The sequence below is a fragment of the Herbaspirillum sp. AP02 genome (genome assembly GCF_015767275.1).
Classification (GTDB): Bacteria; Pseudomonadota; Gammaproteobacteria; order Burkholderiales; family Burkholderiaceae_D; genus Herbaspirillum.
In genome coordinates, this window is the sequence record NZ_JADWMY010000004.1 from 249,055 (window position 1) to 262,913 (window position 13,859).

Below are 13,859 nucleotides of genomic sequence, written 5' to 3' on the forward strand. Positions count from 1 at the left end.
TCAACGCTCAACGTTCATGCAAGGCCTCCTTCTGATGGCGCAGCAGCGGCGAGAGCAGGTATTCGATGACACGTCGGCTGCCGGTCCTGATTTCCACGTTACTGGCCAGGCCCGGCGAGAGCGCCGTGCGCTGGCCGTCGATGACGATGCTCTTGTCTTCCAGCACGATGCGCACCGAATAGACCAGACCCCGCTTCTCGTCCTGGATGGCATCGCGCGAGACATGCCGGACCTTGGCGCGCAGGGTGCCGTACTTGGTGTAGTCGTAGGCGTCCAGCTTGACTTCGGCATCCTGGCCGACCTGGACGAAGCCGACATCCTTGTTCTCCAGGAAGGCTTCGATCTCCAACTCCTTGTCTTCCGGCACGATCTGCATGAGCGGCTGCGCGGCCGGCACCACGCCGCCTACGGTATGGACGGTCAGTTGCTGCACCGTCCCGGTCACCGGCGCGGTGAGCCTGAGCAGGCGGCTGTGTTCTTCGGCACGACGCTGGTCCTGCTGCGCGGCTTCGATGATCTTCTCGGCGTCGACGCGACTGTCGTGGGCTTCCTTCTGGGTCTGCGCGATCAGCGCGGCACGCTGGTTGCGGGCGTCAGACAGTTGGCCCTGCAGATCAATGCGGGCCTGCTCCCGTTCCAGCCAGGCATGCTGGGAGACGGTGCGGTCGGCCATCAGCGCCTGGTAGTCGCGGGCGCGCTGGGTTGCCAGGCGCAGGGCCGAGCCATAGCGCCAGACCTCGTCGTCCAGGCGCGCCAGGCGGGCACGCACCTCCTGGTACTGCCCCATCATCTGGCTGCGTACCGAGGCCCACTGCGCCGGCGACACGCCCTCCACCTTGGCCAGCTCGGGCGGATGCTGGTTCTGCACGGCCTCCATCAGGGCGGCCGCGCGCGCCGCCTGCAGCCGCGCCTGCGCCACCGCATCGGCGGCCTTGTCGCGTTCGGCATCGCTGTTGCTGGAGTCCAGTGCGATCAAGAGATCACCCGCCTCCACGCGCTGCCCCTCGGTGACGAACAGACCCTTGACGCTGGCCAGATCGACCGAGGCGACGGTCTTCACGCGAGCGGTCGGAATGAGCTTGCCGTTGGCGCTGACGATGATGTCGATCTGGCCCACCACCGACCACACCACAGTGAAGACCACGATGCCCACGATCAGACGCGCACTCCAGATCAGGCTGCGTGAGCCGGGGGATTCCTGCAGGGCCAGTGCGGCGGGCAGGAATTCGGCCTCCTGCCGGTTGTAGAAATCGGTGGGCAGCGTATGCCGGGCTGTCCAGTGGTGTCGAAACGCCCGTGCATAACGGCCACCCAGATCGCCCCAGGCTTGACGACGATGACGCATCTTCATGCTGCGCCCTTCTCGACCACGGTCACGTCCTGGACCGGCATCGCCGCCTGGCGGCTCTGCAGTCCGTGGAGATGGGCGTAGATGCCATCGGGCCGCGCCAGCAGTTCGGCATGCGGGCCGCTTTCGGCAATGCGTCCCTGCTCCATCACGACGATGCGGTCGGCGTCGCGCACCGCCGAGAGCCGGTGCGCAATGATCAGCACGGTGCGGCCGGCGCAGATCTGGCGCATGTTGTCCTGGATGATCTTTTCGGACTCATAGTCCAGCGCGCTGGTGGCCTCGTCGAAGATGAGGATGCCGGGGTTGGTGATCAGGGCGCGGGCAATCGCGATGCGCTGCCGCTGACCACCAGACAGTCCACTACCCTGCTCGCCGACCACGGTGTCGTAGCCTTCGGGGAGTTCGCAGATGAAGTCATGGGCACCGGCCAGGCGGGCGGCAGCGATGATGTCCTCGATCGGGAGTGCCGGATCGGCCAGGGCGATGTTGTCGCGGATGGAGCGGGAGAACAGCGTGCTCTCCTGCAGTACCACGCCGATCTGTCGGCGCAGCGAGGCGGTATCGATGACGGCGATGTCCTGGCCGTCCACGCTGATGCGACCGCTGTCGCAGAGGTAGAGCCGCTGTACCAGCCGCGCCAGCGTGCTCTTGCCGGAGCCGGAACGGCCGACCACGCCGATGACTTCGCCCGGCGCGATCTCCAGCGACACCGAGTGGATCACCGGCGGGCTTTCCGGGCGATAACGGAAGGACACCTGGTCGAAGCTGATGGCCCCGCTCACCTGCGGCAGCCGGGTGCGATTGCCGCCGACCTCGGCGCGGGCGTCCAGCACATCGGCCAGCCGGCTCATGGAGATGCCGACCTGCTGGAAATCGTTCCACAGCTGCGCCATGCGCAGGATCGGCGAGGCCACCTGCCCGGCCAGCATGTTGAAGGCCACCAGCTCGCCCACGGTCAACTCGTTCTTGACCACCAGCAACGCCCCCAGCCACATGATGCCCACGGTCACCAGCTTGCTCACCAGGGTGACGCCACCGCTGGCCAGCAGGCCGATATTGGTGCTGCCCAGGCTGGCGGCGACATAGGCGGCCAGTTGCTTGTCCCAGCGCTGCTGCCAGCGCGGTTCCACTGCCATCGACTTGACGGTGTCCATGCCGGTCAGGGTCTCCACCAGGAAGGACTGGTTCTCGGCGTTCTTGTTGAACTTGTCGTTCAGACGCGCCCGCAGCATGGGCGTGAAGACCAGCGACAACGCCAGATACAGCGGGATCGAGGCCAGCACGATCAGGCTCAGGGTCACGCTGTACCACAGCATCACGCCCAGGAAGATGAAGGAAAACACGATATCCAGCACCAGCGTCATGGCATTGCTGGTGAGGAAGGAGCGGATGTTCTCCAACTCGCGGATGCGCGCAATCGAATCGCCGGCGCGGCGCGCCTGGAAGTAGCCGATAGGCAGGCTCAGCAGATGGGCGAACAGGCGCGAACCCAGTTCGACATCGATCTTGCTGCTGGTATGGGCGAACACGGCAGTGCGGATGCCGGTCAGCGCGGCCTCGAACAGGGTCGCGGCCAGCAGCGCCACGGCAATCACGTTGAGCGTCATCATGGCGTGATTGACCAGTACCTTGTCCATCACCACCTGGAAGAACAAGGGCGTCACCAGGCCGAGAATCTGCAGCACCAACGAGATCACCAGCACCTCGACCAGCACCTTGCGATACTTGATCACGGCCGGGATGAACCACGAGAAATCGAAACGTGCCGATTCGCCCGCATAGCTGGCCTTGCTGGTCACCAGAATCACCCGACTTGACCACATCGATTCGAAATCGCGTCGCGCCATCACCTGTGGCGACTGCCCGGGCCGCTGGATGAGGATGCGCAGGCTGCCCCAGTCCCTGGCCTGCCCCTGCTCCAGTTTGGCGACAATGAAATATCGGCCCTGGCGGTCGATGCCGATGGCCGGCAAGGGCGTGCGTTCCAGCCGCTTGCGCTCCTGGGTGATGCAGCGCGCACTCATGCCCAGGGCGCGCGCACCCAGCAAAAGCTTGTCCAGGGTGAAGGGCTCGCGCCCGAACTGGTGCTGCAACTGCGCCGGATCGGTGGCGATGCCGTGCAGGCGCGCCATCATCATCAGGCACTGCAAACCACTGTCGTTGCCTGCCTGACCGGGATCCTTGTCGGACTGATTCATAAATTTCCGGGTTCTTGAATAAATACTTCGCGTGGATTGCCATCGCAATCGGCACGCACTGCCCCGCCCTGCCTGCGCGCAGGAGACGCAGGAGGTCACCGCCGGGCCATCAGGCCCGGCGTCGGGTACTGCTATTGCCGCTGGATCAGACTCAGTGGGTGACGGTCATCAGCACCTTGTCCTGGCTGGACTGCCCGTTGGCCCAGGAGGTCTGGGTAGCGGCGGGCGGTGCGAAGCTGGCCATGGCCTGCACCAGCTTGTCGACATCGCTGTCGTAGAGGGTATTGCCGTCGGCGGTCTTGATGCGCTCGATGCGGTTGTCGGTACCGCTGGTGCCGCCCACGTACCAATCCTTCACCGTCACGCGGTCACTGCTGCCCATGACATCGATGCGCAGGTCGTTGCCGGCCTTGCTGAACCAGAGGTTGTTCTGGTTGATGTCGGTCAGTTTCAGCATGTCCACATTGCCGCTTGTCTTGTCGCTGTCGACGATGATGTCGCGGCCATCGCCCCGGCTGAACACATAGGTGTCGTTGCCGGCTTCGCCGATGAGGGTGTCGTTGCCCTTGCCACCCTTGATGAGATTGTCGCCACGATTGCCGGTGAGGATGTTGTCCAGCTCGTTGCCGATGGCCTCCATGTCCTGGTCGCGCAACTTGATCGGATCAAGGATGTAGATCATGCTGCGGCCGACCACATCGGCGGCATTGCGCAACTCCGCCAGCGTGAGATAGCGACAGCCATCGGTGGACTGCCCACGTCCCGAATCGGCAATGTAGAAGCCGGCCACCTCGCCGGTGCTGGCGTCGCAGGCCACACCGGTGACGGTCACCTTGTGATTGATTTGCCCCCCCTCGATGTACTCCGGTACGCCCCACAGCTTGCCGGCATTGACCGAGAGCATCACGCCGCGCCCATCCTTGACCAACTCGGCCATGCGCTGGATGTCGAAGCCGTTGCGATTCTCCGCGCGCAGACCGAAGCTCTGGAGCATGGCCACCTGGGAGGTCTGGTTGCTGGAGCCGCGCGTGCCTTCGTCCGGGGAAGAGGTGTTGCACCAGCCGTTGGCGATGGCCTTCCTCACCACGTCGCCTTCGGTCACCGATTGATCGGCCATGATGCAGACGTTGGCCACGCTGGTCTCGCTGCAGGTACCCTTGTAACCCGGCACCTCATCGCCCTGGGAATAATCCAGCAGGTAGAAGCGGGGCGAGCCATAGGTCAGCATCTGCGTGCCATTGATGGTTTCGCGTTCCGGCTTGCTGGCATCCATGAGGGTCAGGTTTTCCAGGTTCGCACCCAGGGTGTAGCTGATGCGGGAAACCACGGTGTCGATACCTTCGCCGGCATTTTCGATGATCTTGTCGGCGACGTTGTCGACCATGTAGGTGTCGTTGCCGCGACCGCCGATCATCGTATCCACGCCCTTGCCGCCATCCAGCACGTTGTCGCCACTGTTGCCGGTCAGCAGGTTGTCGCGGGCATTGCCGATGGCATCGAAATTGCCGCCTTCGGTCAGGCGCAGATCTTCCACCTCGGCCATGATCTTGTAGGTGCAGGAGGCAATGACAGTGTCGTGGCCTTCGTTGGCGTTCTCGACGACGCGGTCATTGACGTTGTCGACGACGTAGATGTCGTCGCCCTTGCCGCCTAGCATGAGGTCTTCTCCGGTACCGCCATCGAGCAGGTCATTGCCCACCCCGCCGTAGAGACTGTCCTTGCCGGCACCCCCATAGAGCAGATCGTCGCCGCCGACGTCATTGTTCGGCGAGCCATAGGCCAGCCTGGAGTCGCCATAGAGTTCGTCGTCGCCATCGCCGCCCATGAGCAGGTCGTTCCCCTCTTCGCCGAAGAGTATGTCGTTGCCCTCGCCACCATACAGCTTGTCGTTGCCGCTTCCACCGCGCATGCGGTCATCGCCCGTGCCGCCCCACATCTGGTCGTTGCCGAAGCCGCCGTTCATGGTGTCGTTGCCGGCGCCGCCATCCATCACGTCGTCGTCAGTCTGCCCCGGCAACAGCGTCTGCTGCACGTTGCCGAAAAGCTGGTAGCCATACATGAGGTCATCGCCATCGCCCCCCGAAAGGATGTCGTTGCCCAGGCCACCGGACAGAGTGTCCTTGCCGGCCCCACCCACCAGCAGGTCATTGCCGCTGTCGCCGTCGAGGCGGTCATCGCCGTCTTCTCCGTAGAGTTTGTCGTCGCCTTCCCGCCCGAGCAGGGTGTCGTTGCCGGTACCGCCCCACATGGTGTCGTCGCTGGCGCCGCCGATGATGACATCGTCGCCACCACCACCGGCAAAACGGGTGAAGCGGGGCCGGCTGCGACGAATGCCCTCATCCAGCCCGGAGCCCCAGTCGTCGAGGTGGTCATTGCCGTCGGTGCCGATGAGCAGGCCCGGCTCACTGGCCTTGGTCTTGAGGTCGCCAGGTTTGAAGGCGACGGTGCGACCGGAGTCCAGCTTCAAGGCGTTATCGTTGTCACGCAGGCTGCGGAAGTTGCTCTCGGGGACCTCCGGCAGCTTCGGTGCGGCAGCCACCGACGTAGCCGGCAGCGCAATGGCCGCGCCCAGCGCCACGGCCGGGGTCTGCACCGCGCCCGCTCCGCCTGACTTGACCGCTTTGTGGTCGGCTTCCACCAAGGCGGGCTTGGTCGCGACTACAGTCGGCGTCACAGTCGATGTCACCGCAGGTTTCACCACCGGCGACACCATTGGCGACTCCGGCGGCTTGACCAAGGGCGCAATCACCGGCGCAACCACGGGGGACGCCACCGGTTTGAGCGTCGGTTCAGGCGCTGGCTTGGCTAGCGGCACCAGCTTGGGTGCGGACGATGGGACAAGGCTGGACACCGGGACCGGCACGCAATCGGAAAACTCGATGATGACGCCAGGAGGAAAAGCCTGCGACAGCGGCACCACCTCCTTGGTGATGATCCATGGCTTGGTCGCGCCCTGCTTGGGCGTGGGAACGACACTCTGGACCGCTGGACAGACGCTCGCCGGCATCAACGGACATGGGCTGGCATTCATGGGCGCAGAGGCCTGCGCCGGCTTCGGCAGGGGCAGGTTCACCGGCGTGGGCAGCGGCGCACGAGCGATCACCGACATCGGTGCGCCCCCGGCCAGGGGCGGGGTGGCAGCTGGCTTGGCGCCGGCAGGTCGGACAACCACGATGGGCGAGTTCCGCAGGGGGCCCGGCGTCCAAGCCACCGGCAGGGAATCGGCCAGCGCCGTGCTGGTCACGCCCAGGCGAATGGTGCCGCTGCTCCACGCGGACGGACGGGCGGGCGCGGCACCGGCTGCCGCGAACGCATGCTGCGGCTCGGCCAGCGCAAATTCGCTGGCCGCCCGCGCCGACGGTTCACGCCTGCCTGCGGGAAGCTGGCGGCTGGCCACCCGCGGTCTGCTGTCGCTGCCGGCTGAACGTTGCCCGGCAAAGGCGCTGGTCGGCAGGATGCCGTCCAGCGCCGCACCGCCCGTGCCGTGGAAGGTCGATGTGCTGGTCACGGGCCCGATGGCGCTCTTGCGACTGCGGGCAGACGATGGTGGCGTGGCAGATGCCAACGTACTCTTCCGATTGCTTGTGATGGTGATAGACATAATGTTTTCCCTGAGCTGTGTGACATGGAGGAGATGACACGGACGAGCTTTTCTCGCGGCCCTGGCGCGGGGGACCCACATGATCCGCAAAGACGACGGGACGAGGTGGAAGCTCGTCCGTTTGTCTTGGTTTTTCATGCGTTGATCGTGCAGATCTGTTCATGGCCTGCTCGTATCGATCAAGCTCATTCCGAGTTTTCCAGTTTCAAAATTCTTCCTGTTTTGTCCCGCGCCCATTCAATCGAAGCTTGCTAACGGCGACAATCGCACCATGGTGATGCTTGTTCATTTACGAGAATTTGTTTATGAAGGGCTTATCGGTGCATAAATGAAGAATCCTTCATGCAAGGAAAACACGACCCTTAAAACCACTGGAATGCGGCGGGACAGACTTATTTTTGAAATCTCTTCAGCTGAATGTTTGTGCAATTCCCGGATGAGAAAAAAACTTCATGTCATCGGCAAATTAAAAGACGTTTCCTGCATGTCTGGGGCGATGGGCAGGATGCAGTTCTCGGCACTGCGGACGTTATCGATGACGGGGCGGCGAGGCAAGAAAGGAGGTGCGGCGCGCAATGAGGAGGGGCAGGCAATCGCGCGAAGAATGCTGCTGGCGCAATGGCAAAACAGCCCCTGGATGGCAGGAGCTGTCTTGGGGGAGACGGTCAGGCGGGCGGGAGGAATGCCGCCGATGTCAGAACTTGTGCCGCAGTCCCACGCGGATCACGTTCTGGCTGCTGTCATCGGACGGGGCCGAGGAGTAGGCAGCGCTGATCACACCGGGGTTGATCACGTCGCTGGCCGACTGGCGGCTGGCCATTGCATAGACATCGGTACGCGTGGAGAGGAAGTAATCCACGCCCAGGTTGAGCTGGGTGGTGCGCCCACGGGTGGCACCCGCGCCGGCGCGTGCCAGGTCGGCGCGGTCATGGATGACGCTGGCCAGCAGGTGCAGCTTGGCGTTCAACGCATAGTTCACACCGACGTCGAACACATTGGCCCGCGTGGCGCTGGTGATGGCAACCAGCCCGGTGCTGCCCAGGGCCTGCTGGGTCGGGCGGCGCACCTGCGACCAGGCCGCGAACAGTTTGGCCGGTCCGGCCTGGACACTGGCGCCCAGCGTAAAGGTCTTGAGCTCGGTATCGCCGGCGCTGGCCGGCACGGCGTCGGCCGCCAGGCGGCTCTGGTAATAGGCGGCACCGATGCCGGCATTGCCGTTGCGGTAGTTGGCGCCAACCCCGAAGGCCTGCCCGGCCGTGGTCTTGCCGGCGACTTCGCCAACGCCATAGAAGAGGCTGCCGCTGAAGCCACCGGACTCGGCACTGTCGAAGCGCACTGAATTGTTGGTACGGGCGCCGGTCAGGCGATCCAGGCTATTGAAATGGCCGGCCCGCACGCCGCCACCGCCAAAGATCTGGAAGGAGCTGTATTGCTGGCCGATCTCTTCCAGGTAGTCGGTCTGGCGGCCCACGGTCAGGCTGCCGTAGCGACCGGCGAGGCCGACCACCGACTTGCGGTCGAACAGGCTGCCGGGCGTGGCCATGGCGCCGTCGTCGGCGCTGAAGCCGGTCTCCAGCTGGAAGATGGCCGACAGGCCGCCGCCCAGGTCTTCCTTGCCGCGAAAGCCGATGCGCGAGGCCATGGCGTCGCCTGAGTCGAGGCTGACCCGGCTGCTGTTGTTGGGGCCGACCTTGCTGGCATAGACCATGCTCATGTCGATGACACCGTAGACGGTGACGGTGGGGGTTTCGGCGTGGGCCGCCAGGCTGGTCTGGACCAGGGTGCAGGCGGTGACAGTGAAGGTGAAGGTGCGGAGGCGTTTTTTCATGAGGAGAAGGCGGCACGGGCCGCATGGTGCAGAAAACGTCAACGTGGCCGTGACGCCTTCCGTGGGTGGACAGGCGCGCATTGCATCGCCCTGGCAGGAAGAGCGCATGGTAGAAGCGCCACCGGCACGCGACAATTACCTCTTGGGATAGTCCTGCCGAAAGCGACGGATCAGGCCGTCGGCGTGCTGGCGCAAAGCCCCGGGTGCATGCAATACTTGGCAATCTGTCGTGTTCGATCTGTCACGCGCGCGATAAATGTAGGTAAACTGCCGCATCCCCCTGCGTCCAACCATCCAGCTGTCTAACCATCCACCAGCGCGCGCGCCCCTTGAATACCGCTGATACCGCTGATACCGCTGCCACCTTCCGCCTGGAACCGACCAGCCCGCCCGTGCTGCATGTAGCGGGCGACTGGACGTTGCGTAACTATCCCGCGCTGTCGCGCCGGATCGCACAGGAACGGTCGGCCATGGGGGACGATCTGGTGCTGACGTTTTCGGCACTGACCGCCTTCGATACCGTGGGCGCCAAGATGCTGGTGGATCTGCTGGGCGTGCCCGCGGCACTGCGCCAGACCGGGGAAGACAGCGACCTGGCGCCGGCCTGGCGTGGCCTGCTGGCCGCCGTGGCCGACGCCAAGGCAATCGCCATTCCCAAACCGGCGCCGCCGCCCCAGGCCTGGATCACCGATGTGCTGGAGCGTGCCGGCATCGCCACGCTCAGCCTGCGTGCCTGCGCGCGCGGCCTGCTGGGCTTTGCCGGTTTATCCCTGCAGACGCTGGTGGCGTCCTTCTGGCGTCCCTCGCGCTGGCGCTTCACCGCCGTGGTGGCGCAGGTCGAACAGACCGGGCTGGATGCGGTGCCCATCGTTTCGCTGCTGACCTTCATGGTGGGCGCGGTGGTGGCCTTCCTGGGCGCCACGGTGCTGGCTGATTTCGGCGCCAGCATCTATACCGTGGATCTGGTGGCGTTTTCCTTCCTGCGCGAATTTGCGGTGCTGTTGACGGCCATCCTGATGGCCGGGCGCACCGCCAGCTCCTTTACCGCGCAGATCGGTTCCATGAAGGCCAACGAGGAAATCGACGCCATCCGCGCCCTCGGGATGGACCCGGTCAACCTGCTGGTCCTGCCGCGCATCATCGCGCTGCTGGTGTCCATGCCCATCCTGACCTTCATCGCCATGATGTCGGGCCTCCTGGGCGGCGCCATGGTGTGCGCCCTGTCGCTGGACATCAGCCCCACCATGTTCCTGTCCTTGCTGCAGCAGGACGTGGGCATCCGCCATTTCGTGCTGGGCATGGTCAAGGCGCCGCTGTTTGCCTTCGTCATCGCCATCATCGGCTGCAATGAAGGCTTCAAGGTCAGCGGCAGTGCGCAGTCGGTGGGGCAGCACACCACCTCCAGCGTGGTGCAGTCGATCTTCGTGGTGATCCTGCTGGATGCGCTGGCGGCCCTGTTCTTCATGGAGATGGGATGGTGAACGCACCCCACGACCCCGCTCACACCGGCACGGAAAACATCATCGACGTGCGCGGCCTGCGCAACCAGTTCGGTACCCAGGTGGTGCACGAGCAGCTGGACCTGCAGGTGCGGCGCGGCGAAATCCTCGGCGTGGTGGGCGGCTCGGGCACCGGCAAGTCGGTGCTCCTGCGCAGCATCGTCGGCCTGCAACGTCCGGCCGCCGGGCAGGTGAAGGTGTTCGGACAGGACCTGTCGGCGCTCTCCACCCAGGCGCGCTCGCGCTACGAGCGCCGCTTTGGCGTGCTGTTCCAGCAGGGTGCGCTGTTCTCCTCGCTGACGGTGCTGGAAAACATCGCCCTGCCCCTGACCGAATACGGTGGCCTCGATGCCGACCAGGCGCGGGGCGTCTCGGCCATGAAGCTGGCCCTGGCCGGCCTGCCCATTGCCGCCGGCGACAAGTTCCCGGCCGAGCTCTCGGGCGGCATGATCAAGCGCGCCGCGCTGGCGCGGGCCCTGGCGCTGGACCCGGACATCCTGTTCCTGGACGAACCCACCGCCGGCCTGGACCCGATCAGCGCCGCCGCCTTCGACCGCCTGATCCTGACCCTGCGCGACGCCCTCGGGCTGACCGTATTCCTGGTCACCCACGATCTCGACACCCTCTATGCCATCTGCGACCGCGTGGCCGTGCTGTCGGCGCGACGGGTCCTGGTGGCCGACCGCATCGAAGCGGTGGCAGCCTTCGACGATCCGTGGATACGGCAATATTTCCAGGGCCCGCGTGGACGGGCCGCCAGTGTGGCTGCGCTGCGATCGGCCGCCACCGCAACCCAGCAAGGACATCCCTGATGGAAACCCGCGCACATCACGTCCTCATCGGACTCTTCACCATCCTGGTCGCGCTGGCGGCGCTGCTGTTCTGCCTGTGGCTGACCAAGGTCGGCCAGGACCGCGACGTGGATTACTACACGGTGATCTTCAACGAAGCCGTCAGCGGTCTGTCCCGGGGCAGCCCGGTGCAGTACAGCGGCATCAAGGTGGGCGATGTGGTCGGCCTGAGCCTGGACCCGGCCGATCCGCGCAAGGTGCGCGCGCGCATCCGCGTGACCGGCAAGGCACCGATCAAGGAAGACACCGGTGCCAAGCTGGCCCTGGCCGGCATCACCGGTACCGCCCTGATCCAGCTGACCAACGGCTCGCCGCAAAGCCCGCGCCTGGAGTCCAAGGATGGCAACGATCCGGTCATCATCGCCTCCCCTTCGCCGCTGACCTCGCTGCTGTCCAATGGCGAAGACCTGCTCTCCAACGTCAATGAAGTACTGATCAATGCCAAGCAGTTCCTGGCCCCGGAAAACGCGCAGCGCCTGAACCAGACCCTGGCCCACCTGGAACAGCTGACCGGCAGCCTGGCCGCGCAGCGCGGCAATGTCGGCCAGGCCATGCAGGACCTGGCCGAGGCGGCGCGCCAGGCCAATATCGCCATGCAGTCGGCCAACCAGTTGCTGTCCACCCGGGGCAACGACGCCATGGGCAACCTGCAGAAGGCCATGAGTTCGCTGGCCGCCAGCAGCCAGCAGATCGAAACCCTGATCCAGCAGAACCAGGCGGCGCTCAACAACGGCGCCCAGGGCGTGGCCGAGATCGGCCCGGCCATCACCGAACTGCGCGGCACACTGGCCTCGGTCCGGGCCATCAGCCGCAAGCTGGAAAACAATCCCGGCGCCTACCTGCTGGGCCAAGACAATCTCCAGGAATTCCAACCATGAAGACCCTGCTCCTGCGCACCGCCCTCGTGGCCGGCAGCCTGGCATTGACGGCCTGCTCCATCCTGCCCAAGGCCGACCCGCTGGCGGTGTACCGCCTGCCGGCCCCGACCGTGGCTACGCCTGCCAGCACAGGCAACAGCGCCAGCCCCTACCGGGCGCTGCGCATCGTCACGCCCAGCGCCAATCGCAGCGTCGACAGCGAACGCATCCTGGTGCTGCCCGAGGGCGACATGATCAAGTCCTATGCCGGCGTACGCTGGAGCGATCCGGCCCCGCAATTGCTGCGTGACCGCCTGCTGGAGGCCTTCCAGGCCGATGGCCGCTTCCCGCGATTGTCCGGCGACAATGCCAATATCGCGGCCGAGGTCGAGCTCAATGGCGTGCTGGGCGCCTTCCAGACCGAATATCGCAACGGTGTACCGCAGGTGGTGATCGTCTATGACGCCCGCCTGGTCGATACCACCACCCGCCAGCAACTGGCGGCGCGCCGCTTTGCCGTGGTGCAGCCGGTGGCCGGCAGCAAGGTGCCGGAAGTGGTCACCGCCTTCGGCGCAGCCAGCGAGCGGCTGGCGGCCGAGGTGGTGGGCTGGGCGGCTGGGGTGCGCTAACGCGCCAGCGCCAGGTGCCGAGCATGGTTGGGGCCATGCTGGCCATTATCCAAACGTAGCATGGTCATGCCTGCGCGCCTGTGGCACGCTGGGCGCTATTTTTCTTGCAGATCGGAGACAGCTTGGACAAGTTGCAAGCCATGGAAACCTTCGTCGCCGTGGTCGAGAGCGGCAGCTTCGTCAGCGCGGTGGATGTCACCGGCCTTTCCAAGCCGGCCGTCTCGCGCCAGGTCTCGGAGCTGGAGCAGTTCCTGGGCATCCGCCTGCTCCACCGCACCACGCGGCGGCTGTCGCTGACCGATGAAGGGCGCGTCTATTTCGCCCGCTGCAAGGAATTGCTGGAATCGATCCAGGACGTGGAAAGCGAGGTCGGCCTCAATTCCGACCAGGCCTGCGGCCGCCTGCGCATCGGCGCGCCCCAGGATTTCGGGGTGGAGCAGCTGGCGCCGCTATGGGGCCGATTCGCCGAAGACAATCCGCTGATCACGCTCAACATCACCCTCTCGGACCGCACCATCGACCTGATCGAAGAAGGGTTCGACATGGTCATCCGCATCAGCACCCTGGGCGACAGCCGTATGGTGGCGCGGCCACTGGCGCCGGTGCGCATGATTGCCTGCGCCTCGCCGGAATTCCTGCGCCGCCACGGCAGGCCGGAGACCCCGGCCGAGCTGCGCGAATACCCCTTCATTTCCTACAGCTACCGCGCCAACGGCGACGAATGGAGCTTCAGGCATGTGCATGGCGACACCTGCCATGTGCGCGTGCGCTCGACCGTCTACGTCAACAATGGCGTAACCTGCCGCGAGATGGCCATCGCCGGCCAGGGCATCGCAATCCAGCCGGACTTCATCGTCAATGCCGCCATCGCCTCGGGGCAACTGGTGGAACTGTTCGAAGGCTGGAGCACCGGCGAGCAACTGGTGGTGCATACGCTCTACCCGACCCGCACCCACCTGCCACCCAAGGTCCAGCGCATGCGCGACTTTCTGGTGGAACAGTTCAAGGTACCGCCCTGGTGTCCCAAGCCGGCCACCTGAATCGC

The 13,859-nt window shown here is 65.1% G+C and carries 9 protein-coding genes; 5 read left to right on the plus strand and 4 right to left on the minus strand.

The genetic code is table 11. The annotated features are described in order from the left end of the window. Positions 1–7: 7 nt before the first annotated feature. From I5R65_RS11395 to I5R65_RS11410, 4 genes are all read right to left on the minus strand, one after another. The gene (locus tag I5R65_RS11395) at positions 8–1,351 is read right to left on the minus strand and encodes an HlyD family type I secretion periplasmic adaptor subunit (RefSeq protein ID WP_180669788.1); all 1,344 of its coding nucleotides are present in this window, start codon (positions 1,349–1,351) and stop codon (positions 8–10) included. Beyond that, positions 1,348–3,549 carry a type I secretion system permease/ATPase gene (locus I5R65_RS11400; protein WP_180669790.1) on the minus strand — a complete coding sequence of 734 codons (2,202 nt, stop codon included), beginning with the start codon at positions 3,547–3,549 and terminating at the stop codon, positions 1,348–1,350. Before I5R65_RS11400 ends, I5R65_RS11395 begins: the two co-directional genes overlap by 4 nt. A gap of 151 nt (positions 3,550–3,700) precedes the next feature. Beyond that, positions 3,701–7,057, minus strand: a complete 3,357-nt coding sequence (locus tag I5R65_RS11405) for a calcium-binding protein (RefSeq protein WP_370460980.1) — start codon at positions 7,055–7,057, stop codon at positions 3,701–3,703. 787 nt (positions 7,058–7,844) lie between these two features. Then, positions 7,845–8,978, minus strand: coding sequence for a porin (locus I5R65_RS11410; RefSeq protein ID WP_180669792.1), 1,134 nt, complete (start codon positions 8,976–8,978; stop codon positions 7,845–7,847). A gap of 329 nt (positions 8,979–9,307) precedes the next feature. Here I5R65_RS11410 and I5R65_RS11415 point away from each other — a divergent pair, with 329 nt between their 5' ends. From I5R65_RS11415 to I5R65_RS11435, 5 genes are all read left to right on the plus strand, one after another. Next, entirely contained in the window at positions 9,308–10,459 is a 1,152-nt protein-coding gene (locus I5R65_RS11415; protein ID WP_180669794.1) for an ABC transporter permease, read from the plus strand. Then, on the plus strand, positions 10,453–11,289 hold the full coding sequence (locus tag I5R65_RS11420; protein ID WP_006462994.1) for an ABC transporter ATP-binding protein: 837 nt from the start codon (positions 10,453–10,455) through the stop codon (positions 11,287–11,289). Before I5R65_RS11415 ends, I5R65_RS11420 begins: the two co-directional genes overlap by 7 nt. After that, entirely contained in the window at positions 11,289–12,206 is a 918-nt protein-coding gene (locus tag I5R65_RS11425; RefSeq protein WP_180669796.1) for an MlaD family protein, read from the plus strand. The genes I5R65_RS11420 and I5R65_RS11425 overlap by 1 nt, the downstream gene beginning before the upstream one ends. After that, positions 12,203–12,814 carry an ABC-type transport auxiliary lipoprotein family protein gene (locus I5R65_RS11430; RefSeq protein ID WP_180669798.1) on the plus strand — a complete coding sequence of 204 codons (612 nt, stop codon included), beginning with the start codon at positions 12,203–12,205 and terminating at the stop codon, positions 12,812–12,814. The genes I5R65_RS11425 and I5R65_RS11430 overlap by 4 nt, the downstream gene beginning before the upstream one ends. Before the next feature lie 122 nt (positions 12,815–12,936). Then, entirely contained in the window at positions 12,937–13,854 is a 918-nt protein-coding gene (locus I5R65_RS11435) for a LysR family transcriptional regulator (RefSeq protein ID WP_180669799.1), read from the plus strand. Positions 13,855–13,859 lie beyond the last annotated feature (5 nt).